This window comes from Phytoactinopolyspora halotolerans, from assembly GCF_010550675.1.
In the GTDB taxonomy this organism is placed as follows: Bacteria; Actinomycetota; Actinomycetes; order Jiangellales; family Jiangellaceae; genus Phytoactinopolyspora; species Phytoactinopolyspora halotolerans.
In genome coordinates, this window is the sequence record NZ_JAAGOA010000021.1 from 1 (window position 1) to 26913 (window position 26913).

The following is a 26913-nucleotide window of genomic DNA, read 5'->3' on the forward strand; positions in this document are numbered from 1 at the left end:
CCCACCGCCCTACCCGACGTCCGCAAAGGCATCCGGATCAAAGCCGTCAGTTGATGCCGATTTCGCGGGCATTCTTAACTGAGGCACCGATCAACTTTCGCGGGCATCTTGACATGAGGCACTACGCCGCACGCCGCAAGCACATCGATAACTGTTCGCGGCGCGCGTTCTGCGGCTCGAAGGGCGTCATCCGCTTACGTCGCTGCAATATGGATGCTGCGATGTTGCCGGTCGGCGGTCGATGGATACGCGGCCGTCACGGCGCCGCCGGTGTGTGACGCCAGCGCGTACTGCTCCGATTCCTGCAGCGTTTGATAGGTCGAGCGCAGCGCCTGGCGAGCACGGTTGAGCAGGCTGGACACGGCGTTCGGCGTCATCGACATCTTGGGTGCGAGTTCGGCCGGCGTGTACCGGTCGACCTCGATCAGCCAGAGGATGCTGCGCCAGCGCGGTGGGAGTCTCGCCCAGGCATCGGACGCGAGCCCGACATTTTGGGTGGGGACCGACCCCACGTTGCGCTCCCACACCGCCTCGTCGTCGGTGATGATCGTGCGGTTCTGCTTGGCGAAGTACCGGTACGCAAGCCGGCGCACCGTCGACTGGACGTAGCTGGCGAACGAGTCCGTCGGTCCGCGCCCGGAACGTACCGCGCGAAGGACCAGGTAGAACGCCTCCTGGACCAGGTCGTCCGCAGTGTGCGGGTCGTGCACCAGGGATTGTGCGGTGTGTCGCGCCATCGGCCGGACACTTCGGTACAAGGCCGCGAATGCTTCCTCGTCGCCTGCGCGTGCTCGATCGAGCAAAATCAGCAGGTCCTTCTCATCCACCCTATTCCCCATGGCGACGACGCTGCCGAACCGGCAATACGGGGCGCTAGGGGGAAATCACCATATCCACCACGTAAAACTACGTACAGGCGTACGTGAATCATCCCAAAAGCGACAATTTCGCTGACTGGATGGGGCCTCGCGTACTTCAGGCCCCAGGCGGTCAATGTCGACCGGCGAGGTTGAAGGATCCTTCCCGGTCATTCCTCGCGACAAACATCTTTCGGTCATTTGAGTGTGCGAGCGCGCTCGTGCGTGAGTGGGGCCATGTGTCGCTGACCCGTTGTCGCGCCCGTCGGCAGACGTTACGCCATGGTCAGGCCGCCTTCTCTGCGCCACGCGCGCCGGTAACGTGATGCACGTCACATTTCTTGTTCGTGCGTTTTCTCGGTCTCCGGTGCTCATGCCACCGATGCGTCAGCGCTGCAGTGGCTGTGCTGTGCGTCGTCAGGCAGTGCTCGTGCGAACGCGGGATGCCACGGGGGGCGTCCTGGGCCACAGAACGGTCCAGGGAGTGTTGCCGAAGTAAGGAGACCGGTCATGAGAAGTCCGACGAGGGGGAAGTATCGGGGGTCGCGAGGCGCGCCTCGCGGTGGCTTCCGATCCACTCTCATCCGATGGTCCGCCAGGGCGTCGAGTCGACTACGGCGCTTGACAGCATTCTCTCTGGTTGCGGCGTTGCTCAGTGGTTTGCTGATCGCCGCTGTGCCGGCGATGGGTGCGTCCGCGTCGCCGACGGGTGACCAGACGACCTCAGCCGATGAGTCGGCCGAGAGTAACGACGTTTCCGATCTGACGACGTCAGAGTTGCAGACCACGGACGACGAGGAGACTCCGTCCGAAGAGAAGGAGTCGGCTGAGGAGACACCTTCGTCGGACGATGAGAACTCGGATGACGAGGGCGCTTCGGACGAGGCGCCTGTCGAGGACGACGCCGGCGAAGAGTCGAGTGAGGACGAGGGTTCCGGTGACAGTGCGTCGACCGAGAGCGATTCGTCCGAGAGCGACAGGTCGACGGACAACTCACGCGATGGTCCCGCCGACGAGGACGAGGGCGACGGAGCTGCCAAATCGAACGGTGCCTCCCTCCAGGCGGCCTCGACGCCGGTGTACGAGATCACCGGCAGGTGGATCGAGCCGCCGCAGACGATCGCCCGCGGCAATCCGGTGGTCGCCGAGTGGCGCGTCAATGTCAACGACGACGAGGAGCCTCCGAGCAACGACCCGGTGGACAACGTCGTGGCGACGTTCACCGTGGACAAGGCCTTCTTTGATGAGATTCCGGACTTGTGTCTGACCGATGGTGTCGATCCCGTGTCGAGCATCTCCGACGACGGCACGGAACTGACATGCAACTTCGGTACCGTCAAGATGGGTACGGCCATCGTCGTGCAGACGCCCGTGGTGGCTAACGGGGTCACCGGCGAGGAGATCGTGCTGGACGGCACGTCGCCGGGCGGCGAAACGGTCGAGCTGCCCCCGATCCTGATCCGGAACCCGTTCGTCATGGACATCCACTACGGCGGGAATAGCCAGATCGCCAGGTGGGATGACGAGGAGAATCCCGGCGACGATCCGAGATATGTCGATGTCGACATTCAGTGGTCACTGCGCATGGGGAAGGGCTCCGATCCGGGGCCTGATGAGGTCACGTATCGCCTCAACGTGGGCGCTGAAGGAGTGGCTCCGGCGAACATTCGGATCGGCACCCACCCGAACGGCTACGGCGTCGACGGTGGTGTCCAGGGCTGCACACGGATGGACGGAGGGAACGCGGACGGGCATCCATGGTCCAGTGTCCCCGAGCATTTCCGCCACACGAACTTCGTCGACGAGTGCATCCTGACCCGGGTCAGCCCCGGGGTCTTCGAGCTCACCCTTCGCGGAATCAACTACGACCTGCTCAACGTGCCCACCCATGACTCGAACCGAGGCGGCGGGGGGAACCCGCTGCCGGTCAACTGGGACTACGTGGCCAGCGGTTCGCTGTGGTTCCGGGTGTTCACGAGCGAGGCTGGCTCGATCACCGTCCAATCCAACGCGCCAACGTATCAGGCGCCGACGGGGCAGACGTACACCGACCTGGCCGGTAACAACCGGACCAATAAGTCGTACACGCGACCCGGCGGGTGGAGTTCTGCATGGGTTCGCAGCTATACCAACTCAGGCGGAACGTCATGGGATGATTCCTATCGAGTCTCGGCCGGTACCACGGTGATGGCGCACGCCAGCAGCCAATGGTCCAACGATGACGTCGCGGGGAACAGCCAGTATGGTAACTGCCTCGCCTTCGATACGGCATATGTGACGTATCAAGGCGACCTGTCCGACCCCGAGCACCCACAGTGGTTCTCGCAGGTACGGGGTTATGACCGGGCCGGCGGCGACCGACCAGCACCGCTCGACAACCCTCCGCCGATCGAGTATTACACCGGCGGCGTGGGTAACCCGGACACGTTCGACTGCGGCACCGGTGCCTGGTCCACGACGCCTCCGGCCAACATGGCGGATGTCACGGCTATCCGCATTCGTTACCCGCACTCGCTGTACGGTGACGAGGGCCGGGACGGGATCCAGCTTCTTGCCTATGTTCGGATCAACGACGACGTTCCGGTGGGTCAGGACGTGTGGTCGTTCGGGTCGACCCTGCGCAACGGGACGTGGATTGGCCCTGGTAACACAGGCGTCATCACTCGCACGCCCGGTACTCGGTACCCGCAGACCAACGGCCGTCGTGACATCCTGCGGATCGTTACGGCGACACCAGCAATTCAGAAACTGGCAGAGCGGACGACTGTGTCACCGGGTGTGCCGACGGGGTTCACCTTGAGGTATTCGGCGAATGGTTCCGGCATCATTCCGGAGACGGTGGACGACTACGAGATCGTGGACACGTTGCCGTTGGGGATGACGTATGAGCCGGGTTCTGCTGATCCGGAGCCAGTGGTCACCACAGATCCCCAGGGTAGACAGGTGCTGACGTGGACACTGGACGGCGTGACGACCAACGAGTGGCACGAGTTGACGTACCAGGCGGTGGCCGACTCGAGTATCGAGCCGGGTACGCAACTGACCAACACGGCGTACTCCAGCTACGGCGGTGAGAACTCGCCGCAGGTGAGCCAGACGGTCACGATCACCAGGAATGGTCACACGATCATCTTGAAGACGGCCGATGTTGATTACATTCCGAATCGTGAGGGTGATGGTGTCGGTACTGGTTCGTGGACGGTGCGGATCGAGTCGACTGACCCGACGACGCAGGCGTTCACGGACACGATCGACATCCTGCCGTACAACGGTGATCAGCGTGGGACGTCGTTCTCGGGTACGTACACGCTGGATGATGTGGTGACGCCGGACGGTGGGACGGTGTATTACACCGACGCCGACCCGGCGACGCTGACGGATGATCCGGCTGACGAGTCGAACGGTGCGGCCGGTGATCCGACCGGCAACACGGTCGGCTGGACGACGGAGCGGCCGGAGACCCCGACCGCCATCCGCGTGATCGGTGGTGAGCTGGAGTCTGGCGAGTCGTTCTCGTTCCAGGTGGTGATCACCACGGACGGTGCCGAGCCGCAGGATGTGTACGTCAACCGGGCGCAGGCTCGGGCTGAGCACACCGAGTTGGTGATGCGCACCTCGGCTCCGTTGATCGTCACTGACTACATGGTGGAGAAGTCGTCGGATCCGGAGTCCGGTTCCACGGTGAAGCCGGGTGATGTGATCAATTACACGGTCACGGTGACTCAGGAAGGTGACGTGCCGGCGGGTGCGGTCTTCCGGGACACGATGGCCGGTGTGTTCGATGATGCGGTCTATAACGACGACCTTGACGCCGATATTGGTGAGGCGACGTTGGAGGACGGAGTCATCTATTGGGAGGGTGATGTTCCGGTCGGCGAGGTCGCGACGATCACCTATTCGGTGACTGTGAAGGACGTCGCCGATCTTGCCGAAGGTGAAGGGGAAGAGGGCTTCGCTTTCCTGGAGAACGACGTCTGGTCGCCGGGATGCCCCGATCCGGATGAGGAGGACCAGTGCCGGACCGTGCACCCGGTGGGGTATTACGAGTACTCCAAGACCTCGGACCCGGCGCCGGACTCGACGGTGCAGGTCGGCGAGGTCGTGACCTACACGGTCGAGATCACTCAGAAGGGCGAGGGTGCGGTCGAGGACGCGATCGTCACCGACGACCTGACAGAGGTGCTCGACGACGCCGAGTGGAACAGCGACGCCGAGGCCTCGCAGGGTGAGGTGACGTTCGACGAACCGAACCTGACCTGGACCGGTGATCTCGATGTCGGCGACGTGGTCACGCTCACCTACTCGGTGACCGTGGGCAAGGACGGCGACTTCGAGCTGGCGAACATTGTGACCAGCCCCGATGAGGAGCGGTCGCGGTGCGTGCCGGCGCCGGATGAGAATCCTGACTGCATGACGAAGCACTTCTTGGGTGACTTCGAGGTGACGAAGGTTTCGGATCCGGAGTCTGGTTCGGAAGTTGAGCCGGGCGACATCGTTGAGTACACCGTCACGGTTCGCCACATCGGTAAGGCGCCGGTGGAGGCGGAGTTCGAGGACGACATGACTCAGGTCCTCGACGACGCGACGTACAACGACGACGTGGAGGCGACGTCGGGCGAGGCATCGTTCGACGAGCCGGTGCTGTCGTGGTCGGGCCCGCTTGATGTGGATGAGGAAGCGACGGTGACGTACTCGGTCACGGTCAACGCTGAGGGTGACCGGTTCTTGAAGAACGTCGTCATGACGCCGAACCCGGAGCAGTGCGTTCCGGCGGAGGGACAGGACGAGGCGTGCACCACCGAGCACATCAACGGTGCGTACACCTTCTCCAAGACCTCGGACCCGGAGCCGGGCGCGTTGGTCGAGGCCGGTGAGGTGGTCACCTATTCGGTCCTGATCGAACACGTCGGGACCGCGCCGGTCGAGGGTGCGTCGATCGAGGACGACCTGTCGGACGTGCTCGACGACGCTGAATGGAACGACGACGCCAAGGCATCGTCTGGTGAGGTCTCGTTCGAGGGCACCACGCTGACGTGGAACGGTGACCTCGAGGTGGACCAGGTTGTGGAGTTGACCTACTCGGTGACCGTGGGCGATGAGATGGGCGCGAGCCTGCTCAACGTCGTCACCACGGATGACGAGCGGGGCGTGTGTGTGCCGGCTCCGGATGAGAACCCGGACTGCACCACGTCGCACTTCAACGCCGCGTATGTGTTCTCCAAGACCTCCGATCCGGAGTCCGGGTCGCAGGTGAAGGAGGGCGACAAGGTCACCTACACGCTCACTATCGAGCAGGTCGGTGATGTGCCGGTGGAGGACGCCCGCGTCATGGATGATCTGTCGGAGGTGAGCAACGTCGCGTCCTGGAACGATGACGCGAAGGCATCCTCTGGCAAAGTCAGCCGGGATGGGACCACGCTGACGTGGACCGGTGATCTGGAGGTCGACGAGGTTGTGACCGTGACCTATTCGGTGACGGTGGGCGACGAGCCCGATGCGACCATGAAGAACGTCGTCACCAGTGACGACGAGCGTGCGGTGTGTGTGGAGGCAGCGGACGGCAACGCCGACTGCAAGACCGAGCACCACACGCCGTCGGCGGAGCTGCCTGGTCCGCAGCCGCCAGGCCCGCAGCCTCCGGCTCCGCAGCCGCCGGGTGCGCAGCCTCCGCTGGCTGACACTGGTTCCACGGTCCCGATGTGGGTCCTCGTGGCCGGTGTGGTGCTCCTGGTCGGCGGCATGGCGCTCGCGTCGGCGACACGTCGTCGCAGGGAACGAGGAACGGCCGAGGACAGCGTCGGCATCGACGATCTGTTCTAGTCCTTAGGCGTTGTGCCCCGTCCGGGGCGGGGCACAACGACTCTCCCGGAATTGGTTGTGGCCCTCGTCGAGCTGTCGGGCGAGGGCCACAACCGTTTTGACCGGCCGAACGGAAATACATTGTGGTCGCTCCGGCAGCCGCAACGTCGTTCACTGCATGGGGCTCAGGCCCGGAGAAGCGTGACGGCGCGTCCAGCCGCGGTGCGGGCGGCGGAGAATGAGATGCGCTCGGTGAGCGGTGGTGCTGTGCTGCGGCGGTCGAAGATGATGAGCGTGCCGTGGTCGAGGCCGAGCCGATCGAGGTAGGCGTCTAGCTGTTCTAGGCCCTCATCGAGTGGATCGACGGAGCGGTCGCGCCAGACCTTGAGTTCTACTCCTTCGTATTGGACTGTTCGTTTGCCGTCGGCGTCGGCGTAGGGCCAGCGGACGACGAGGTCGATGCGGCCGCGACCGGCGCCGTACTCGCGGTCGATGTATCCGCCGCCATTGATGACGCGATGCAGGTAGGCCATCATGACGAGCTGTGGCGCGGCCTCGTGGTAGCCGGTGCCTTCTACCAGGATCTCGCCGTGCTGGCGCCAGAATGCGGCGAACTCGCGCAAGAGCTTCTCGAAGTCGAGCCGTCCATCTGGAAGGATGAAGCTGCGAGGATCGGCGGTCACATTGTCCTCGGTGTTGGCGCCCAGGACCCGGACGACGACCTCGCGGTAGATGGGGTTGGCGATCGCGATCGGCGGCGTTTGCGTGATGAGGCCGAGGTCGCGCAGATAGGCGATATCGTCGTTGTACGTTGAGTCACCTAATGCGAGTTCGCCTGCGATGAGCGGGGCGACGACCCGGCGCACGCGCGGCTCGTGCAAGTTGGCGGATAGTGAATCCAAGTGCGTGGCTCTTGCCTGGATGAGTCGCTCCCTCGCCTGGTCGACATGCTCCAGCGTGATAGGCGCTGGCGGGTCGATTCTCATCCGCATGGTGATCTCGCGTGCCAGGGCGTTGACCAGCCACGGCTGGCCCTTCGTGTACTCCCATGCGCGCACGAGCGCATCTGACGAGAACGGTTGGCCGGTCTCCGCGGAGTATTGGCCATAGAGTTCGCGAACGTCGTCTTCAGTGAAGTCGCCGATGCGCAGCGAATCGGACTTGATATTGAAAGGACTGGGCGTCCCTAGCCGATTCGGGTCACCGCCGCTGGCAGCCTTATAGTCGCGGACATCGCGCAGACCATAAAGAGTCACGCTATGTGGAAATGCGTGCGGACGTGAATGGTAGCCGTCGCAAAGCTGACGTAAAACGCTGCGCAGACTCTCTCCGCGCAGCGCGTCGTGATCGTCCTCCGCCATGCTCAAGACGGGCATCCTCGGCGTTGCCCTGATCCTTGGAAGGAAATACAAAGTGGTCGTCCGGGCAGCCACAATGTCGTTCGCTTCCGTCGCGGTAAGGGCACACGAACTGAGGCGCCACATCGGGGCAAGTAGTGATCTGTGTCACATCTGCGCCGGCCGCGCCATAGACGCCGCTTGGTGCGCATCATCCCGGGTGTGTGCCGCGGTGTCACCGACGCCGTGAGTCGCACCGCCCGCGTCGTCGATCTTTGGAGCGCAGCCCGTGCCATGGCGTTCAGTCCCGTTCCCTTCCTGGTAGGACTCAGACGAGTCTTCGTGGCCATCGGCGTCAGCGCGCTCTGCGGTGTACTGATGGCGGGGATTGTGCTGCCTGTTGTGGGGGCCCTGGGCCTCGGCGCTCGCGTCGGCTCGGAGTGGTTCGACGACATGACCATCGACTTCGAGCCCGGCCCCCTTGCGGAGACGTCACGCATCCTCGACGCCGACGGGAGGGTCCTGGCGACGTTCTTCGACGAGAACCGTGACTACGTCGAGCTGGACGAGATCGCGGACGTGATGATCGACGCCATTCTGGCCGTCGAGGACGACCGGTTCTTCGAACGCGGACCGATCGACTTCCAGGGCACGCTTCGCGCGTTCATCCGCAACGTCGAGGCCGGCGAGACGCAGGCCGGCGGCTCCACCCTGACGCAGCAGTACGTGAAGCTGGTGCGAGTCTCACAGGCCCAGAACGCCCAGGAGCGGTCGTCGGTACTGGCCAGTGACGGGGTTGACGGCTACCGTCGCAAGCTTGACGAGCTGCGCATGGCGATATCGGTAGAGCAGGAGTACACGAAGGAGGAGATCCTCGAGCGCTACCTCAATATCGCGTTCTTCGGCTCGCGCGCGTACGGAGTGGAAGCCGCGGCGCGCACCTATTTCTCCGTCGGCGCCGGCGAACTGACACTGGCGCAGGCCGCACTGCTCGCCGGCATCGTACAGAGCCCGAACCGCTATGACCCGAACCGGAACCCGGACGCCGCGCTGGCCCGGCGCAACGTCGTGCTCGGCCGTATGGCGGAGACCGGAATGATCAGCGAGTTGACGGCCGCCGAGCTCCGCGGAACCGATCTCGACCTGAAACCTCGATCGGTGTCCAACGGGTGCGTCGACTCCTATGCCGGCTTCTACTGTGACTACGTCGTCAACGAGATCCGAACCATCGAGGAACTCGGGAGCACGCCGGAGGAGCGGGAGCACGCGTTGACCCGTGGCGGTCTGACCATCGAGTCGACGCTCCGCCGCAGCGTCCAGCGCACCGCGGAGGGCGCCGTCTCCGAACGGGTCGCCGCCACCGACGAGGCCATTGCGTCGCTGGCAGCCATCGAGCCCGGTACCGGCGACATTCAGGCGCTCGCCAACTCGCGCGAGTACGGCGTCGACGGCGAGGGAGTCAGCAACTTCAACTACGCCGTCGACCGGGACATGGGCGGCAGCGTCGGCATGCAGCCGGGATCAGCCGCCAAAGCCTTCGTGCTGGCCGCCGCAGTGAAGCAAGGGATCGGCCTGGGGACGTCCTTCAGTTCCCCGGCGCAGATCTCGGTGCCGATCAGCCGGTACTCGGACTGCGACGGACGCATCCGCAGCAGTGAGACCTGGAGGCCCAAGAACTACGACGGCGGTTACGGCGGCATCGACGTCAGAACGGCGACCGAGCGGTCGGTCAACACGTTCTTTGCCCAGTTGGCCGTGGAGACGGGCCTGTGCGAACCGGCGAAGCTCGCGCAGAAGATGGGTGCCGGTCGTGCTGACGGCAGCGACTACAGGACGTTCCCGGCCTCGGTACTCGGTGCCAACGAGGTGTCGCCGCTCGGCATGGCCCAGGCATATGCGACGTTCGCGAACCGGGGCGTGCACTGCCAGCCGAGGGCCGTCGTGAAGGTGAAGAATCGTTCCGGCAAGGTCGTCGTCGATCGTTCCGAGCCGGACTGTGAGCGGGTGCTGGAGAAGAACGTGGCGGACACGGTCAACTCCGTGCTGGAAGGTGTTGTCCACAACGCGGGCGGCACCGGCGGGCGGATGCAGCTGGAAGATGGTCGTCGGGCGGCGGGCAAGACCGGCACGACGAACGGCGCGGTCGCGGTGTGGTTCGTCGGCTACACGCCTCAGCTGGCCACCGCCGTCGCCGTGGCCGACGTCGACGGCGACGAGCGCGACGGCGGACGTCTTCGCAGCTTGGATGGCATGAGCTTCAACGGAGAACAGATCCCGCAAGCGTGTGGCGGGTGCATTCCGGGTCCGATCTGGAAGCACTTCATGGATGAGATCCTCGAGGGAGAGCCGAAGAAGACGTTCAACCGGCCGCGGGGCATCACGCGGCGTGACGACTCCGGCGGAGGTTCGACGCCGTCACGAGACTCGTCGAACGACGACGCGGGCTCGAGTGGCGGGGACCGCAACAGCGGAAGCGGCGACATGAACAGCGACACGACGGGCGGCGGCCAAGGCTCGTCGGAACGGACGGACGGCGGCGGCTCGGATGGCAGCGACGGGCGGGGCGGTGACGGCAACGACGGCGACCGTGGCGGCGGGGGCGACGGTGGAAGCACCGGCGGTGACGGCGGTGGTGGCTCCGGCACCCCCGATGACCCGCCGTCGTCGGTGCCGCCTCCACCCGCCGGTGGCGGCGACGCGAACGGCAATGGCGACGGAGGCGGGGACGGCCATGGTGGCGGGGACGGCAGCGGCGGTGGCACGGACAACGACGGTTGGGGTAGCGAAGATCGTGAAGACGGCGGCGGCGACTGGGGGAACGGAGACTCCAATCCGGATCCAGACGACAGCGGCTGGTGAGCGGCGACGTAGCGGCCTGGCCATGGCAGTGCCCGCGTAGCTGACGTGGTGCGGAGCCTCAAGCGAAATGCAATGTGGTCGCCCCAGCGACCGCAATGTCGGTCATTCAGCCCGTAGTCGGCAGTGACTGGGTCGCGCGATCGGCTCGGCAGGTCGCAGCCCGACCCCGTTTGACTCCCGCAGCGTCGTCGATGAGCGAAGTGACGGTGCCTGGTTGGACCACACGGGAAGAGAATGCGCAGAATACCAAGCTCGCTGACATGGACGTTTCATCGGCTGGGATGCGGTGTCGCCGGAAAGGTGACCTCGGGAGGCTGCGGCGGCGCGCGGACGCGGTAGGTTGGTGGGCCATGGCGAAGGATCCGGTAGCGGCCCTGATGGACGAGTTGGTGCAGTGGGTTCTCCGGCCCGAGTATGAGGCCGATGGTGACCCTGCCGAGGCGGATATGCTGTTGCGGTACCTCACCGACTACGTCGGCGTGACGGACCTGCGCGAACTCGAACCGGCACACCTGCACGAGCTGCTGCTCCGGGTGTATCCGCGCAAGGTCGCCGTCGGGAACAGGGAGGAACTCGCGGACACGATCCCCACCGTCCGCGTCATCCTCGACTTCATCGAGGGCACCGAACGGCAGGGCGAGAGTCAGGTGCGGCAGCTGAGGAAGGCTCTCGACGAGATCGAGCCGCGTTTCGCCGACCAGATGATGAACCCGGCCAACTGGGGCACCGGCCGGACAGTCGCTCAGGCGATGCTGCGTGACGGCGTCGACTTCGACGACGCCGACGTGGTCGAGGAGTGGATGTCCGAGTTCGACGAGGCCCACAGGAAAAGCCCGCGCGACGCTCTCTCCGACGCCGACCTGCTGCCGAAGACCGCTGCACTGCTGAACGGCGACGGTTTGGACGAGTTCCTGGACAGCCTGTCCGATCTGGATGCCTCGGGTGGTCTGGATCCAGAGCTGCTCGAGATGCTCGGATTGGCTGACGGTTTCCCGCCGATCCGGCTGCCGGACGAGTCCGAGCTCGCCGACGCCGCGCGCGCGAGCGGATTGCTTCTCCGGCTGCGGAAGCTCATCGAATGGGTGGGTGACAGCCGAGCTGTCGGCGACGACGGCGAACTCGCTCCCGCAGACGCCGTGGAAGCGGCCGAAGCCCTGGGCATTCCCGTTCCGGCCGGAAAGAACGACGACGGCGCTCGGCCGGGCTCGCCGGATGAACCGAGCGTGAGCAGCATGCGCGAGCTGCCCGAGTTGCTCCATCTGTGGCGGATCGCCGAGGAAGCGGAGCTGTACTCCGACCGCGTCGACCACGTCCGTGTCGACCAGGACGACCAGGAGTGGCAGTCCGACGAAGGAATCCTCGATCTCTGGGCGTCGGTGTTCAGCGCGGTGACCGCCGAGACGCTGTCCATTCATGCCGAGGTGCACAAGTGGGACGAGCTAGTGCTCGAGGGAGCGGGCAGCATCGTGGCGCTGATGCTGTTCGTCGCCCGCGAGCAGGGCGTGTCCAAAGCCGAGCTGAGCGAGCTGGTGCAAGAGACGTCGACGGACCACCTCCCGCCGGCCAAGGCCCAGAAGGCGTGGAAACTGTTCTGCAAGCACGGTGATCCAGTACAGGTGCTGCTGGATCGGCTCGACGAACACGGCGCGGTAGAGATCGACGACGAGGCGGTCCGGCTCACGCCGCTCGGGCTCTGGGGGATGCGCGCGAATCTGGAGGAGATCGGGGTCGAGGTGCCCCTGCTGCCGCCCACCGAGGAGATGACCGCCGAGGATCTGGTGCGTGCGGCCGCGGGGCTGACCGAGGACGACCTGGAGGCCGAGTCATCGGCATGGGTGGCGTTGCGTCCGGCGGAGCAGGCGGTGGACGAACTGCTGACGGTCGCGTCGTCGGGCGGCGCGGGTGAGCGGATGATGGCCACCTCGCTCGCGCTGGGTGTCGGTGCGGTGGCGGAGCGGCGCTGGAAGGACGCGCTCGAGCGCGTCGAGCTGCGGCCGTACGCGAAGATGGCGCTCGCGACGTTCGCCGGTGCCGACCCGGCCGATCCGGGCAGCGTCCCTGATGACCTGCAGCCGGAGCTGGCCGATGTGGCATGGATGTTGACCGACGTGTTCGCTGCGACGGCGGATGAGCTGGAGCCCGACGAGGTCGTCGGTCAGCTTCAGGAATCTGTCCCGGCGGGTCAGGAGACTGAGATATTCGAGGCGATGTGCCGGTTGCCGCACCCCGACGTGCACTCGGTGCTCGACCGGCTTGGCCGGCTACACCCGGACAAGAAGATCGCCAAGGCAGCCCGCAAGGCCGCGTTCAAGGCAGGGTCCCGCCCACGAGCCTGACAAGCCACCGTTCACGGGCCGGAGGCCGTCGCGCCCCCGAGGACGGAGCTGCGACAAGAGACATGCATTCCGGTCGTCCGGGCGACCACGATGCATTTCGCTTTGGCTTGGCTGGCAATCATGTGCTGCTGGATGTGCTTGGTAGAGCGCTGTGGAGCTCTATAGCGCGTGATAGGAGCAGTTTGTCCGCGCTACATCGTGTAGTGTCGTGATCATGGCGCCTCGACAAAGATCAGCGAAGGCCGTCTTTTGGTCGCTCACCCAACGGTGGCGTTCGGTCGTAGGTGGAAGACACCGACGCTCGACACAAAAAAGTGCGGCCCCCGTGGGGGCCGCCTTGTTGGCCGTAACCAACGTCGTACTCAACACGCTAGCGTGGCGGCCGCCGTCACGCAAACTCTGCAGAGGGTCCTGGCTGTGGACATCGTGGCATACGTCGACGCGCTGAATCTCTACCACGGGCTCACAAGCCGGTACGGAGACGCCTACTCGTGGCGCGACGTCGTTGAGCTGGTCAGGCGCATGCGCCAGCATGACACAGTCGTCAAGGTCAAATACTTCACGGCGATCGTGGCGGGTGAACCTGATGCGGCGGCGAGGCAGGAAAGCTATCTCGCTGCGCTGACCGCCTACCGGCCGGAGGTTGAGGTCATCCGCGGCCACTTCAAGAAGAAGACCGCTCGATGCCGGCACTGCCGCGCCAGGTACTCGTGTGCGTGTGATCCTCCGCAGCAGTACAAGACCCACGAAGAGAAGCTGACAGACGTGGCACTGGGAGTGGCCATGACGGCGGACGCCGCTACCAGAAGTGGCGACATGTCGCTGTTGATCTCAGCCGACACCGATTTTCAGCCAGCCGTGGAGATGTCACTTCGCCTCGATCCGGCAAGACCCGTCATCGTGGCCTGTCCACCTGGCCGGATTGGCCCGAGGCACAACCTCAACGGCAGAGTCGTGGCGTTCCCCATCCCGGAGAGACACCTGCGGGATTCATTATTGCCGGACGTCGTCACTGCGAGCGACGGGCGGACGTACGCGCGTCCGACGAAGTGGAGACAAGCCGCCGACGCGCCGCGCGTGAACGAGCCTCCTGAGAGTGAACTACTGCTCATGCCTGCCTCGTGTGAAGGTGAGCCGGCGGCCGCGGCGCGGTCAACGTGACGTCGACGGGAGCTTGGCAAGCTCCTCTGCCAGCACCTGGGCGGACACGGGCGCGTAGTCCCAGACGTCGACGCCGACGTTGATCTGCCGGCCGTGGACTCGCCACGCGTCGTGCACGTGGCCGCAGATCAACGGGCGCCCTTCATCGGAAGGACGGCGATCGGCGTACCGGTCACTCTCGGTGTGGTCGCCCACGTAGGGCAGGTGTGAGAGATCGACGTCGTGATCGCCGACCGAATGGTGACGGACGACACCGGATTCATGGACGGCGGCGAAGCCCGCATCGAGGTACTCGGAGACGGCCCGCCTGGCTCGTTCCGACCGCCGGTTCCCGGTCCAGCACGCGTCGTGGTTGCCGGCCACCAGGATCTTGGTGCCGTTCAGCGACGCCACCGGGCCGAGCTTCTTCGGCGTGAGCGAGACGTCGCCGAGTACCCACACGGTGTCGTCGTCCGCGACGCGACTGTTCCACCGTTCGACCAGGCCCGCGTCCATCTCTTCGGGCGTATCCCACGGTCGGTCGGAGTACGTGATGATGTTGGCGTGGCCGAAGTGCAGATCGGCGGTGTACCAGGTCGCACTCATGCCTCATACCGTGCCCGAATCCGAGCGCGAACTCACCTGAAATATCGCGCCTCACCTGTCACCGACGGCCCCGACGGCCGTGCGTCCCAAGGAGCATGCATTTTGGTCGCGCGAGTGACCACAACGCATGCTCTTTTCGGGCGCGCCTTCGTCACGGTGCGTCGCCGTGCCGGAGAGATCCGATGAATGGTCACGGTCGGGTGAACTTTCGCTCACTTCCTGAGAATGTCCCGCGATAAGCGTCATACCTTGATCGGGAGCGCGTCGTGGTGGGTGTTCGCCGACGTCTGATATCGGGCGGGCACGGACGGGCTCACGTGCAGTTTCAGCATGCTCGGGTGGGGCCGAGCGTCGACACGAGGGGATAGCTGAGTGGTGGATTCTGGTCATGTGGAGATCATCAGTCGGCAGCGCGAACTCGCATCCATCCGCAAGGTGACCGAGGCCCTCGCTCACGGTAACGGCGGCTCCTTGGCCATCACCGGGCCCGCGGGCATCGGCAAGACCGCCCTGTTGAGAGCGATCACATCCCAAGCGCGCGAGCGGTTCGCCGCCGACGCATCCGCCTCCGTCGTCATGGTCGCGGCTGCCGAGACCGAGCGGGACTGGCCATACTCCGGTCTCCACCTGGTGTTGTCGGCCGTCGTCGGCGCCGTCCCGGGCGACGCACGCGAGAAGGCCGAGTTGCGTGTCGCCGAGGTGGCCGAGCGGCTCCACACGGGCTCCCAGCCGTACGAGGTCGCCATGCGTCTGCAGTCGTTGATGACGCTGGCGGACGTCCCGGTGCTGGTCGTCGTCGACGATGCGCATCATCTCGACCTCCGCTCCCAGGAAGTGCTCGGTTTCATCGCCCGCCGCCTGCGGCCGGTACCTGTCGTGCTGCTCTTCGCCGGCAACCTCGCCGTTCGCCCCGCGCCGGTACTGGACGGGCTGGCGATGCTGAGGCTCGGGGAGCTCGAACCGGGTGACGCCGGCGAACTGCTGGGCACCGCTCACGGCGACGTCGCAGGCGGCGTCGCCGACGCGCTCACCCGACGCGTCGGCGGCAACCCACGTATCCTGCTGGAGATCGCCGCGGAGCTGACACCGGAGCAGCGCCGCGGCCGCGCACCGCTGGATCGGTACCTCCCCGTCCCGCCGACCGTCCGGAACATGCTGGTGCCCGGCTTGGACGGTCTGAGCGACGCTCAGCGGCACGCCCTGCTGGTGGCCACGGTCAGCGAGGACCACACCATCGGGCCGGTGGTGACGGCTCTCGAGCCGGAGGGCGACGACGTCGTGGAATGGCTGCTCCGGAGCCACCTCGACGTATCCGCCGGGACGTTCACGCTGCGTAACCCCGTGGTCGGATCGATCGTCTGGCACGAGGCATCCCACGGCGACAAGGTCCGCGCACACCGCGCACTCGCGGATGCGAACGATGGCCTGGCGCCCGACGAAGGCCTGTGGCACCGTGCCCAGGCCCAGCTCGGTTACGACGACGAACTGGCCGGCGAGTTGCGACGGCGAGCCGACGACCTGCTGCGGCGCGGCGAGCTCGAGCGATCCGTCGCGTTCGCGCGAGACTCCGTGCGGCTCACGTCCAGCCCTGCGCTACGGATCGAGCGTCTGCTCTTGGCGGGCGAGCTGGCGCTGCACGCGGGCCGATGCGAGGAGGCTATCCAGATAGGGCTGGAACGGCTGCGCACGGACGTCACCGTTGACCAGCGTGCGGACCTGGCGTTGCTGGAGGCCCGCGCCCGGCTCGTCGCCGATGGGCAGCCGCCGACGGAGCTGATCGACGCGCAGGCCGCGACGTTCGTCGACATGGACCCCGACCGGGCCGCCATGTACTGGCTGGTGGCTGCGGCCGGATTCGCGGACAGGCTGGAAGCCGACAAGGCCGGGGCGTACGTGGCGCGGGTCGAGCGCATCCTTGCCAGGCTGTCGGAGCCGACGCTCGGACAGTACCGACGGATCGCCGCGTGGCTGGCGTCCCTCACCGGTGAGCGTGAGCGCGCGACGGAGCTGATCGACGCCGACTCGCATGGATCGGACGTCTTGACCGATGCGGAGCGCTGCACCCGCCATGCCATGGTGCTCACCCGGCTCGAAAGGTTCGACGAGGCGCGGCAGCTGCTGAGAACCATCACGGACCAGCGACGGTTCGGGGACTCGCCAGTGGTGTCCGGCTACGCGTATTCGGTCACCGCCGTCCTGGAGATCCGTGCCGGACGGCTGGCCGCCGCGGTCGAGGCAGCGGAGGGATGGGACCGGATGCTCGGCGGCATATGGCCGCAACGAGGCAAGGCCAAGCTCTACATGATCCGCGCGTTCGCCCTGATGGGTGAGCACGAGAAGGCATTGGAGTGCCATGCGTGGGGCAGGAAGCTGGCGCACCGTCTCGGGGACTGGTGGACGGCGGCGCTGCTGCAGTCCGAAGCGGGCGCGATGTACCTGCACATGGGCCGGCTCGAGGAGGCTGTCTCGGTGCTGGAGCGTGCCTACCACTATGCGCTCGAATACGACGACCCCTCGATCCTGACCGTGGAACCCGACTTGGTTGAGGCCTACGTCCGAACCGGCCAGCGCGAGCGTGCGCGATCCATCCTGGAGGCGTACGAGCCGCGCGCCACCAGGGTGCCGGGCGCGTGGGCGACGCACACGCTGGCGCGGTGTCGTGCACTGGTGGCCGACGACGAGGAGTCGGTCGTCCTCTTCGAGCGGGCGCTGAACACCTGCGCGGACACGGCCTCACCGGTGGAGCTGGTGCGGACGCTCGTGTGCTACGGGGAGCGGCTGCGCCGGATGGGGCGGCGTGCCGAGGCGACCGAATGGATACGCCGGGCCACGGTGTGGGCGAACGAGTGCGGGGCGACGGGATTGGTGACGGCCGAGGAGGAGCTCGGTTCCCCGAATGGAACGACGACGGGCGTCGACGCGCCGGATGATCGTGTGCTCAGCGGGCTCACCGAGGCCGAGCTCCGCGTGGCGCGGCTTGTCGCGCAGGGGGCGCGTAACCGGGACATCGCCGCGAGGCTCTACGTGTCGGTGCGGACCATCGAGGCTCATCTGGGCCGGATTTATCGCAAGCTGTCGGTCCGGTCCCGGGCCGAGCTGGCCGGCATCGTCTCCGCGGCTAAGCCCCGCTCGGGCTAACGCGGACGAAAGGTCACGCTCATGTGAACGGCCGGGCCGCGACGACGGCCACGCGAAGATGGGGGATGTTGAGCCCGATCTGACTACTCGAAGATGTCGTCGATGGAGGTGGCTGTGGCCGCGCGATCGGTCCAGGCGTCGAGCTGGTCAAGATCGGTGCACTCGGTGATGCGCACCCGGATGTCCTCTGGGACACTGATCCCCCGGGCGGCGAGGACCCGCAGGAGCGTCCTAGCCTCGCCCTTGGCCTCGCCTTCGGCCAGGCCTCGGTCGCGCCAGCGGCGTAGGAAGTCGCTCTTGACTTCGTAGGCTCCAATGGCCATCTGTTCCTCCAAGTAACGCTGTGCCGCCCTCGGCAACACTGCGAGTACAACATCAGGCTACAAGGGATGGGTCTCGTCGAGGCTGTCGAACGCGTGGACGACGGCATCACGTACGTCTGCGAGTGTGGTGAGTTCCCAGCCGGCGGCACGTAGGTTCTCGACGTAGCGGCCGCCCAGAGATCTGTCGGCCAGAAAGCTATGCGATTCGTCGAGGTCCGAGGAACCGTAACGCGGCGCAGACGTCGGCGAGCGTGACGTCGTAGTCGTACGCGACGTCGGTCGTGCCTGTGGTGAATGAGTTCCTGAAAACCTCAGATGTGAGGCACGTCACAAGCGATGGTTCGTGCGAGGTCGTCCTTTTCCTCACTCAGAGCGGGTAGCCGCCGGACTGCATCCTCGCCGGTTCGGCCAGCGCGTTTCTGCTGGCCAGAGGTGTATCCGGCGGCCCTTCGGGGGGCGCTCCGGTCTCGCGCCGGGGTGACGCAGTACTAGCAGTTTCCGAGGTGTAAGGAGACCAGGAACGTGAGAGTGCCAACGAGGAGGGGCCCCAGCGCACCGCGCGGGAGACCTCCGGGTGGGTGTCGGACCGCGGTATCGGCCGCGACGTCGGCGGCAGTGCTGCTGTCGTCGCTCGTCGTGCCTGCCCTATCGATAAGTACGGCGCAGGCGGCGGAGGGGGACGGCACCGTCACGGTGCGCGTGATCCGCGACTACAACGCCAACGGCCTGTGGGACGCGACGTTCGGCGGCGGCGTGGAGGTGAACGAGCCGGGCGTCGAGGGTATCGAGGTCGAGCTGATCGACACCGAGGGCAACGTTGTCACCGGGGAGACCGGCGCCGACGGCGTGGCAACCTTCCCGGCCGATGCGAGCCTGGTCGGCGGGAAGTACCGTGTCGAGGCGTCGATCCCCGATGAGCTCGACTATCTCCACCCGGCGATCGTCGATCCGAATGCCACGGGTGACAACGCGCTGTCGAGCCATGTCGACTTCGTCGATGTGAGCGACGGTGCGGACGCCGACGTTGTCATGGGTGTGTGGAACCCGTACGACTACACGGGCGACGATCCTCGGATGGTGTCCGGGAAGAACCATTCATTCATCGTTAATGGCGAGCCTTTCGATACGGATGCGGAGAAGTCGATCACGGGGTTCGGGTACGACAGTGCTCGGAACACCTACATCCCAGGTGATCACGCGAGCGCGGACGTCATCAATTATCAGAACCCAACTGACTACTCTCTGCAGGGAGAGACGGGTGCGATTTGGGGTATCGCCGCGCATACGCCGGATGAGGTCTATGCGGCTACCGCACTCCGTCGTGGAGTCAAGTTCGGTCCGGGTGGCATCGGCGCCATCTACAAAATGGACTCGGCGGGCAACGTCGAGGTCCTAGCCGATCTCGGCGGTGCCGCGGGCAGCGTGGCGCACATGCTTGACCAAGGTGACCCCGACTTCAACCACGATCCGGAAATTGCGGTCAACGTGGGGAAACAGTCGCTGGGCGACGTAGACGTTTCGGAGGACGGATCGACCCTCTACGCCGTCAATCTCAACACCAAGGAGCTCGTTGTCATCGACGCCGCGTCCGGCGCCGTCCTCGACGAACGAGTGATTCCTGCTCCGTCCGGTGTGAGCGGAGAAAACTGGCGGCCGTGGGGTCTAGGCGTCAAAGACGGTCAGATCTACGTCGGTGGCGTCGATTCCCAGGAGGTCGGCGGCGGCACACCAAGCGCCTATATCTGGCGGGTCGACGAAGACACGTTGAGCTTCGGCAACGCAGAGCTGATCTTGTCCGAGCCTCTCGACGATGACAGATCGGTCATTCTTCCGTCCGGACCATATTGCCCAGACGGGGCTCCGTGTCCTCCTTCGCATTGGCGGGCTTGGACCGACGACCCGGACGAGTGGGAGATCGACTACGTCAACAATGCCGAAACCGGAACCAGGGTTGGCACGCACCCGCAGCCTATTCTCGTCGACATCGACTTCCTCTCCAGCGGAGACCTGGCCGTCGGCTTCGAGGATCGTCGAGCGCTGCAGATGCCACATCTGGCACCGCGATGGGACGGCGGCCATGACGGTGCCCTCTACGCAGCCATCGCACAGGCTGGAGACGTCAACCGAGTCTGCCTGGTCGACGGTGCCTATGTGTGGGAAGGCAACGCAGGCTGCGTTGCCCGGACACTCAACTCGGACACGAATACACAGCCGGTGCCGCCGGAGTTTTACCACGGCGACATGTCGTGGCCGTCGCACCCCGAGGCAACAATGGGTGCACTGGCGGCGGTTCCCGGGCGGGTGCACCTGGTGACGAACGCCCACAGCATTCAAGCGGGAGGCCTTGGCCCGAGCAGTACTCAAGGTCTGCTGTGGTTGAGCAACGAAACAGGCGGCCACGACGACAGAGCGGTCCTGCAGCCGGCCCAGGATGGAGCATTCCTCAAGGGGCACGGCTTGATGGACATCTCGGTGATGTCCGAGAACGCGCCGCTGCAGATCGGTAACTATGTCTGGTTCGACGACGACGGTGACGGCGTCCAGGACCCGGACGAGGCCCCGGTTGCGGGCGTGACCGTCAACCTCTACGACGAGGACGGCAACCTGGTCGCGACGACCGTGACGAACGAGAAGGGCGAGTACTACTTCGACTCGATCGAGCACGGTCTGGAGCCGGACACGTCCTACATCGTCGCCATCGACAACCCCGGCGACTTCGAGGAAGGCGGAGTTCTCGAGGGCTACGGTCCGACCCAGCATCTGACCGGACAGGACACCACGGGCGGCTCGGAGGTCAACGACTCCAACGGCGAGCTGACCGACGACGGCTTCGCCGAGTCGCCGGTCACCACCGGGGACTGGGGTCACAACGACCACACGACCGACTTCGGGTTCTCCAAGCCGAACGCGGAGATCGACAAGGGTGACGACCAGGACACCCAGGCCGACACCCCGGACGACGCCACCGGTTACGAGCCGGGTGAGACTCGTGAGCTGCAGATCCCGGTGAAGAACACCGGTGGGAAGAAGCTGACCAGCGTCGTCGTCACCGACCGGACCATCACCGGCGGCCACATCGAGGACCTGCAGTGCACATTCCCCGGTGAGGACGCCGCCACGGCAGGCACCTTCGACGAGGGCGCCGGCACGTGGGAGGTCCGCTGGGAGGCGTCGTTCGGCGATTCGCCGGCCACCTGGGATCCGGGTGTCAGCTTCGACTGCACCGCGACGCTCACGTTGGACGGCACGGACGCGCCGCACGCCGACGAGATCGAGGTGTCGGCCGAGGTGCTGGGCACCGGCGACCCGGTCAACCCGCCGCCGGACAGGTACCACTCGTTCACCGGTGACGTCCAGGTCATCAAGTACGACGGCCGGGACGGCTACACGCCGGAGCTCGACGAGGACGGCATCCCGAACAAGCCGCTGACCAGCGAGCCCGAGCGGGACGCCAACACCGAGGACGAGGCGGTGACGTACCGGACCGAGGACGGAACCTCGACCGGGCCGCAGCCGGTGACGTTCGCGGTGACCAACACCGGCGAGACCTGGCTGTCCGACATCACCATCACGGACGAGACGCTGGAAGGGCCGGACCTGGAGAACATCACGTGTGACTTCTCCACCGTCGGCGGGCCGTCGGAGGGAACCTCGTGGGCGGGCCCGTGGGAGCCTGGCACGACGTTCTACTGCACCGGTGAGCTGACGCTCGATTCGTCGAGCGACGAGACGCACGCCGATGAAGTGACGGTCGAGGGGACGGTGCTCAAGCCGGCGCCGAACCCGGACTACGACCCGAACGACCCGGACGGCAACCCGTTCACCGACCAGCCGATGACGGACGAGGACGGCAACCCCGTTCCGAGCGACATCACGGTCACCGACGACGACCCGTACCACGCCGACGTCTACGACCCGAGCGTGAACATCGAGAAGGAGGACGAGCACGGCAACGACGCCGACGCGCCGGAGGACTCCACCGGCTACGCGCCCGGTGAGGAGCGGGAGATCCAGTTCCCGGTCACCAACAACGGAAACCAGGATCTGTTCAAGGTCACGATCACGGACGAGACCATCTCCGGTGGTCAGATCACCGAGATGTCCTGCACCTTCCCGGGTGACGACACAGCCACCCAGGGCGAGCAGGGCGACGGCGGCATCTGGAGCGTCCGTTGGGCGGCCAGCTTCGCCGAGGAAGATCCGGCGATTTGGGAGCCCGGCGTATCGTTCGACTGCACGGCCACGCTGGTCATGGACGGCACCGACGCGCCGCACGTCGACGAGGCTCGCGTGCACGCCACGGTGGTCGACACCGGCGAGGAAGTGGACGACCCGGATCGCTACCACTCCTTCACCGGTGACGTCCAGGTCATCAAGTACGACGGCCGGGACGGCTACACGCCGGAGGTGGACGAGAACGGCGTCCCAGGCAAGCCGCTGACCAGCGAGCCTGAGCGGGACGCGAACTCCGAGGATGAAGCGGTGGCCTACCCGGCCGAGGACGGTACCTCGACGGGTGCGCAGCCGGTGACCTTCGCGGTGACCAACACCGGGGAGACCTGGTTGATGGACATCGTCATCACCGACGAGACCCTGTATGGGCCTGATCTGGAGAACATCACCTGTGACTTCTCCACGGACGCCGACGGCGCGCCGACGTCGGGCACCAGCTGGGGCGGTCCGATGGCCCCGGGTGCGACGTTCTACTGCACCGGCGAGCTGACGCTCGACGCTGCGGATGAGGACACCGAGACCCATGGCGACAACGTCACCGTCGACGCCGTCGTCGTGAAGCCTCGGCCGAACCCGGACTACGACCCGGAGGACCCGGACAGCGGCGACCCGTTCACCGACGAGCCGATGACGGACGAGGACGGCAACCCCGTCCCCAGCGACGTCGAGGTGACGGACGACGACCCGTACCACGGGGAGGTATCGAACCCGAGCACGGACATCGAGAAGGGCGACGAGAAGGGCAACGACGCCGACACCATCGAGGATGGTGCCGAGTACGCGCCCGGCGAAGAGCGCGCGATCGAGTTCGAGGTCACCAACGACGGTAACCGCGACCTGAAGAACGTCGTCGTCACCGACGAGACGGTCTCCGGTGGCCAGATCACCGACATGTCCTGCACTTTCCCCGACGGGACGACGACGGACGGCGTCCTGGAGGGGCAGACCTGGACCGTGCGGTGGGAGGCCAGCTTCGCCGAGGAGCCCGCGGTGTGGGAGCCCGGGGTGGTCTTCACCTGCTCCGCCATGCTGAAGGTCGACGGCGACGCCGAGGTTCACCAGAACATCGCCAAGGTGTACGCCGACGTCAACGGAACCGGTGAGCCGGGCGGTCCCGGCGACGAGGTTCCGCCGCCGGAGGACGAGTACCACGCGTACTCCGGTGAGATCAGCGTCATCAAGTACGACGGCAACGCGACCGATCCGGCCGACGCGTCGGACGAGTCCAAGGACGCGCTCGACCCCCGGGTCGACGCGGACGACGCCGACAACGCGGCCACCTACCCGATCGAGCAGGGCGGCACCGACACCGGTCCGCAGCCTGTCCGCTGGGTGGTGACCAACACCGGTACGGCCCCGCTGTACAGCGTGGTGGTGACCGACACCACCATCGAGGGGCCGGCGCTGGAGAACGTCACCTGTCTCTTCCCGGGCGAGTCTGAGCCCACCGCCGGCGAGTTCGCCGACGGCACGTGGACCATCACGTGGGACGCCTCGACCGAGGTCGACGACGGCATCGCGCAGACGGTGTTCGAGCCGGGTGACACGTTCTACTGCGAGGGTGAGCTGACGCTCGAGCCCAACCAGACGCACGAGAACCACGCGGGCGCCGAGGGCACGATTGTCAACCCGGAAACCCACGAGGTCACCGAGGAGAAGGTCGAGGACGAGGATCCCTTCGTCCCGAGGACCTTCGAGCCGGACGTGGAGATCATCAAGGAAGGCGGCCAGCCGGACGTCGAGGGCGGCGCGCCCATCGGTCCCGGAACCGTCGTCCTGATCCCGGGTGAGACCGCGCAGATCGAGTTCACCTCGGAGAACACGGGCACCGAGCCTCTGGTCGACGTGGTGATCTCGGATCTGGTCACCCAGGGTGATGCCGAGCTGACCGACCTGGTCTGCGAGTTCCCCGACGGCACGTCCGCCGAGGGCGTCGTGGTGGGCGACCGGCTCGTCGTCACCTGGGCCAACACCGTCGGAATCGACGGTGCGGACCCGGTGTCCAGCTGGGCCCCCATCAGCGAGGACCCAGAGGCCGTCATCGACTGTGTGGCGACCCTGACCGCGCTGAACAAGGGTGAGATTCACGCCGACGAGGTCCGAGTCGACGCGAGGGGCGAGTTCAGTGGCGTTCCCGTGGAAGACGACGACGAGTGGGACGCGGTCACGCCGAACGTCGAGGTCGACAAGTCGGTGGTCGGCGCCGTCGAACCCGTGCAGGGTGAGACGGGCCTGTACGACGTCACCTACGAGGTGATCGTCACCAATCTGGTCCCCGTGGCCACGACCTACGACGTGAAGGACACGTTCCGGTTCGGCGACGGCATCGAGGTGGTCGACGTCGGCGTCACCGGCGGCCCGGAGGGCGTCGAGATTCTCGGCGACTTCGACGGCGCCGGCCAGCCGTTCATCGCCAAGGGCGTGCCGATGGTCGCCGACGACGATCCGGAGTACGCGCCACACGTGTATGCCGTGACCGTCCGCGTCGACGCGTCGGGCCTGCTCGCTGACGGCGGCTCGGAGCCGGCGGCCGGCGAGTGCCCGGAGCCCGGCGGCCCGGAGGAGGGTGGTCTGCTCAACGAGGCCACCGTGACCTTCCCGGGCGGCGAGGACACCGACACCGATTGCGTGCCGGTGGGCAAGCCGACCCACGTCAAGGAGCTGAAGTCGGCCGAGCCGGCCGGCGACGGCACGTGGGCCGTGGTGTACGAGATCACGGTCTCGAACACCGGCGAGGGCCCGGCCACGTACAACCTGGACGACGAGTTCAAGTTCTCCCCGAACGTCTCCGTCGTCGAGGTGGACCCGGTCACCGCCGACCCGTCGAGCCTCGAGGTCAACCCTGGCTTCGACGGCGCGTCGGACACCCGGATCGCGACCGGCCAGGAGCTCCTGGCACCGGACGACCCGGATTACACGGCCCACGTGTACACCGTGTCCGTGCTGGTGGACGTTCCGCTCAGCTTCGTGGACCTCGAAGGAGGCCTGGAACAGACGGAGTGCACCGACGGTGAAGGAACCAACGAGACCGAGGAGGCCCTGAACAACGTCTCGACCCTCACGGTCGGCGACACGGAACAGCGGGACGACGCGTGCGCCCCGCTGCCCTCCATCGAGATCGAGAAGACGGCCGGTGACGTCGAGGTCGCGGGCGACGGTGTCGGAACCATCACGTACGACGTGGTGGTGACCAACTCCGGAGCCGCTGCCGGCGACTACGACCTGTACGACCAGCTCCGCTACGGCGACGGGATCACGGTGGTGTCCTCCGAGGTGACCAACACCGCTCCCGGCGACGTGGAGGTCGAGGGCTCGTGGACCGGCCTGGGTGCCGAGAAGCGGTCCGCGGAGAACCTGGTCGCGGCGGACGTCCCCATGGGTTCGAAGGCCGAGCACACCTACCAGGTGACGGTCGACTTCGAGCTCGACGGAGACAACCCGCCGGCCGAGTCGGATCTCGAATGCCCGGAGAACCCGGGTGACGGGGACCGTGGCGGCCTGCTGAACGGTGCGGTCGTCGTGCACAACGACCTCGATGACTCCGACGACGCGTGCAAGCCGGTCAAGCCGCAGGTCGACATCGACAAGACCGTGGCGATGGTCCGCGACGACGGCGACGGCAAGTACACGATCACGTACGACGTGGTGGTGACCAACGTCGGCGCCGTCAGGGATGTCTACACCTTGGAGGACACCCTCCGCTTCGGTGGCGGCATCGACATCGACCGGACGGCGATCGTCGAGACGAAGCCGGGCGGCCTGAAGGTCAACGAGGGTTGGAACGGGACCAGCGACGTGGTGATCATCCGCGACCAACCGATCGGTGTCGGCAAGAGCCACACCTACCGGGTGGGAGCCAAGGTCACCGTGCCGTCGTCGGTTGCGGACGACCCGAGTGCCTTCGAGTGCCGCCCGGTCGACGGGGACGAGGGCGGAAGCGGGTTCCTGAACACCGCGACCGTCACCGGCCTGGCCAACACGGCCGACGACGACGCGTGCGACACGCCGAAGACGCCGGAGCCGCCGTCGCCGGAGTCACCGGAGAAGCCGGAACAGCCGGAGCGACCGACGCCGCCAGGGCAGAACCCGCCGGCGCCGCAAGGGCCGCTTCCGGGGCCGGACCACCCGAACACCGGTGCCCAGATTGCGCTGTATGCAGGCATTGCCCTGATGCTTCTGGGCGTTGGCGTGCTGCTGATTCTCGCACGTCGCCGGAACACCACCGGCATGGGAACCGGCAGCCCGGAGTGATCGCGTCGAGCAGGCACGGGATGACACCGGCAAG

10 protein-coding genes are annotated in these 26913 nt (G+C 66.1%); 6 read left to right on the forward strand and 4 right to left on the reverse strand.

Translation table 11 applies throughout. The annotated features are described in order from the left end of the window. Positions 1 to 194: 194 nt before the first annotated feature. Positions 195 to 839, reverse strand: coding sequence for an RNA polymerase sigma factor (locus tag G1H10_RS24190; protein WP_163742819.1), 645 nt, complete (start codon positions 837 to 839; stop codon positions 195 to 197). A 639-nt stretch (positions 840 to 1478) separates the two neighbouring features. Here G1H10_RS24190 and G1H10_RS24195 point away from each other — a divergent pair. After that, entirely contained in the window at positions 1479 to 6677 is a 5199-nt protein-coding gene (locus G1H10_RS24195) for a DUF7927 domain-containing protein (protein WP_163742820.1), read from the forward strand. Between the two features lie 164 nt (positions 6678 to 6841). On the opposite strand, the gene G1H10_RS24200 is transcribed toward G1H10_RS24195, so the two are convergent. After that, positions 6842 to 8017, reverse strand: a complete 1176-nt coding sequence (locus G1H10_RS24200; RefSeq protein WP_163742822.1) for an ATP-binding protein — start codon at positions 8015 to 8017, stop codon at positions 6842 to 6844. Between the two features lie 222 nt (positions 8018 to 8239). Here G1H10_RS24200 and G1H10_RS24205 point away from each other — a divergent pair, with 222 nt between their 5' ends. The 3 genes from G1H10_RS24205 (at position 8240) to G1H10_RS24215 (ending at position 14349) form a co-directional block, all read left to right on the forward strand. Further along, positions 8240 to 10852 carry a transglycosylase domain-containing protein gene (locus G1H10_RS24205; RefSeq protein WP_163742824.1) on the forward strand — a complete coding sequence of 871 codons (2613 nt, stop codon included), beginning with the start codon at positions 8240 to 8242 and terminating at the stop codon, positions 10850 to 10852. Positions 10853 to 11202: 350 nt separating this feature from the next. Then, on the forward strand, positions 11203 to 13188 hold the full coding sequence (locus G1H10_RS24210; RefSeq protein ID WP_163742826.1) for a hypothetical protein: 1986 nt from the start codon (positions 11203 to 11205) through the stop codon (positions 13186 to 13188). 375 nt (positions 13189 to 13563) lie between these two features. Then, a complete protein-coding gene (locus tag G1H10_RS24215) occupies positions 13564 to 14349 on the forward strand; it encodes an NYN domain-containing protein (RefSeq protein WP_163742828.1) in 786 nt (261 codons plus the stop codon). Here the strand turns inward: G1H10_RS24215 and G1H10_RS24220 are convergent. After that, positions 14341 to 14934 carry a metallophosphoesterase family protein gene (locus G1H10_RS24220; protein ID WP_163742830.1) on the reverse strand — a complete coding sequence of 198 codons (594 nt, stop codon included), beginning with the start codon at positions 14932 to 14934 and terminating at the stop codon, positions 14341 to 14343. The genes G1H10_RS24215 and G1H10_RS24220 overlap by 9 nt on opposite strands. 390 nt (positions 14935 to 15324) lie before the next feature. On the opposite strand from G1H10_RS24220, the gene G1H10_RS34740 reads away from it, so the two are divergent. Then, entirely contained in the window at positions 15325 to 18072 is a 2748-nt protein-coding gene (locus tag G1H10_RS34740; RefSeq protein ID WP_163742831.1) for a helix-turn-helix transcriptional regulator, read from the forward strand. A gap of 83 nt (positions 18073 to 18155) precedes the next feature. On the opposite strand, the gene G1H10_RS24230 is transcribed toward G1H10_RS34740, so the two are convergent. Further along, positions 18156 to 18395: a hypothetical protein gene (locus tag G1H10_RS24230; RefSeq protein ID WP_163742833.1), complete on the reverse strand. Its 240-nt coding sequence runs from the start codon at positions 18393 to 18395 to the stop codon at positions 18156 to 18158. A 636-nt stretch (positions 18396 to 19031) separates the two neighbouring features. Between G1H10_RS24230 and G1H10_RS24235 the strand changes: the two genes are divergently transcribed. After that, positions 19032 to 26879 carry an SdrD B-like domain-containing protein gene (locus G1H10_RS24235; RefSeq protein WP_163742835.1) on the forward strand — a complete coding sequence of 2616 codons (7848 nt, stop codon included), beginning with the start codon at positions 19032 to 19034 and terminating at the stop codon, positions 26877 to 26879. The last annotated feature ends 34 nt before the right edge of the window (positions 26880 to 26913 follow it).

Coding starts and splice junctions, on each gene's coding strand:
- G1H10_RS24190 (WP_163742819.1), bottom strand. CDS start 839: ATGGGGAATAGGGTGGATGAGAAGGACCTGCTGATTTTGCTCGATCGA.
- G1H10_RS24220 (WP_163742830.1), bottom strand. CDS start 14,934: ATGAGTGCGACCTGGTACACCGCCGATCTGCACTTCGGCCACGCCAAC.
- G1H10_RS24200 (WP_163742822.1), bottom strand. CDS start 8,017: ATGGCGGAGGACGATCACGACGCGCTGCGCGGAGAGAGTCTGCGCAGC.
- G1H10_RS24230 (WP_163742833.1), bottom strand. CDS start 18,395: ATGGCCATTGGAGCCTACGAAGTCAAGAGCGACTTCCTACGCCGCTGG.
- G1H10_RS24210 (WP_163742826.1), top strand. CDS start 11,203: ATGGCGAAGGATCCGGTAGCGGCCCTGATGGACGAGTTGGTGCAGTGG.